At 61.5% G+C, this 1619-nt stretch carries 2 protein-coding genes; both read right to left on the bottom strand.

Translation table 11 applies throughout. The annotated features are described in order from the left end of the window. Positions 1–1115 (bottom strand): IS66 family transposase (gene tnpC, locus CLH62_RS20820; RefSeq protein ID WP_099620080.1); only part of this gene is annotated, 1115 nt, incomplete at its 3' end. A gap of 75 nt (positions 1116–1190) precedes the next feature. Next, entirely contained in the window at positions 1191–1526 is a 336-nt protein-coding gene (tnpB, locus tag CLH62_RS20815; protein ID WP_100640765.1) for an IS66 family insertion sequence element accessory protein TnpB, read from the bottom strand. Positions 1527–1619: the final 93 nt, after the last annotated feature.

Raw genomic sequence — 1619 nt, 5'->3', positions numbered from 1 at the left:
TCTCGCTCGATCTCGTAGAGGCTACCGATGTATTCCAATGCTTTGGCCGCCAACTCGCTCTTGTTGGCTTCGTGCAGATCGTAGAACTTGCGCCGGGCGTGGGCCATACAGCCGATTTCAGTGATGCCGTTGCCGAACCCAGCCTTGTAGCCGGCGTAATCGTCACAGACCAGCTTGCCCTGCCAGTCGCCCAGGAAGGTGCGGGCGTGTTCACCCGCCCGGCTGGGTGCGAAGTCGTAAACGGTGGCTTTCAGGTCCGAGAACGGCGTGGTGCAGTAGGCCCAGACGTAGGCCTTGTGGGTTTTCTTCTTGCCCGGGGCCAGCATGCTCACCGGGGTTTCATCAGCATGCAGAACGCTGTGTTCCAGCAAGATGTTTCTCAGTGCATCCGCCAGGGGCTGCAACTGCACACCGCAGGCACCGACCCATTCGGCCAGGGTGGAGCGAGGGATTTCCAGGCCAGCGCGACCGAAGATGCGTTCCTGACGGTACAGTGGTAGATGGTCCGCGTATTTGGCCACCAGCACCTGAGCCAGCAGGCCGGCGGTGGGGATACCCTTGTCGATCACCTGCGATGGTACCGGTGCCTGGATCAGGGTCTCGCACTGGTTGCAGGCCCACTTGCCACGGATATGGCGCTCCACCGTGAACTCGCCTGGTACGTAGTCGAGCTTCTCGCTGATGTCCTCACCAATACGCTTGAGCTGGCAGCCACACTGGCATTGGGTATTGTCAGGTTCGTGGTGGATCAGGGTGCGGGGCAGTTCTGGTGGCAGTGGGGTGCGCTTGGGCTTTTGCTTTGGCCGGGCGGCTTTCTGCTCCTCGGTCATCGCCTGGTCCAGCTCGGCTTCGATGGCGGCCAGGTCGCTGTCGATCAGTTCGTCCAGCAGCTTGCCCTGAACGGCATCCAGTTGTTCACTGCGACGGGCGTACTTGTGGCGTTTGAGGATGGCGACTTCGTGAGTCAGCTTCTCAATGATGGCGTTGCTGCGCACCAACTCCCGCTCCTTCCGGCCCAAGACTTGATCCTTGGCGTCCAGAGAGTCCATCAGTTCCGTCGCCAGGGCACGGAGCTGATCGGCAGAGAGTTGGTTGATGTCGGGGCGCTGAGTCATGCCACCTAGTATGCCAAGTCCCTGTGCGGCAAGCGATTCGCGGTTCTGTCTATAGCGACTTTACGGCACTTGTGGTTACAGGATGGAGATGACGCCTTCCGCGCCAATGCGCTGCCAGGGCAGGCCCTGAACCAGGGCGGATAACTGTTCCTCGGTCAGGCGCAGTTGGTCACCGCGCCAGGTTTCGCCCCAGTGGAACTTGCCCCGGTTCAGCCGGCGGGCACAGAGCCAGATACCGAGGCCATCGTGGATTAGCACTTTCATCCGGTTGCCCCGTTTGTTGGCGAACAGGTAGGCGCAATGGGGTCTGGCTGAACCGAACACCTGAATAACCCTGGCCAGGGCCTTGTCGGGCCCCGCCCGCATATCCAGCGGCTCAGTAGCCAGCCAGATCTCGTCGATGCGGATCATCCCAGCAGGTCCCGTAACAGGACAGCACACTGGTGCGCCTGCTCCACAGGCCACTCCACCACAACCGCACCGCCGGGGCGGGGAATCTCGATG

It is taken from the genome of Marinobacter guineae, assembly GCF_002744735.1.
GTDB lineage: Bacteria > Pseudomonadota > Gammaproteobacteria > Pseudomonadales > Oleiphilaceae > Marinobacter > Marinobacter guineae.
Note: the sequence above shows the minus strand (reverse complement) of the source record. Positions and strands in the feature narration are given on the sequence as shown.

Coding starts and splice junctions, on each gene's coding strand:
- tnpB (WP_100640765.1), bottom strand. CDS start 1,526: ATGATCCGCATCGACGAGATCTGGCTGGCTACTGAGCCGCTGGATATG.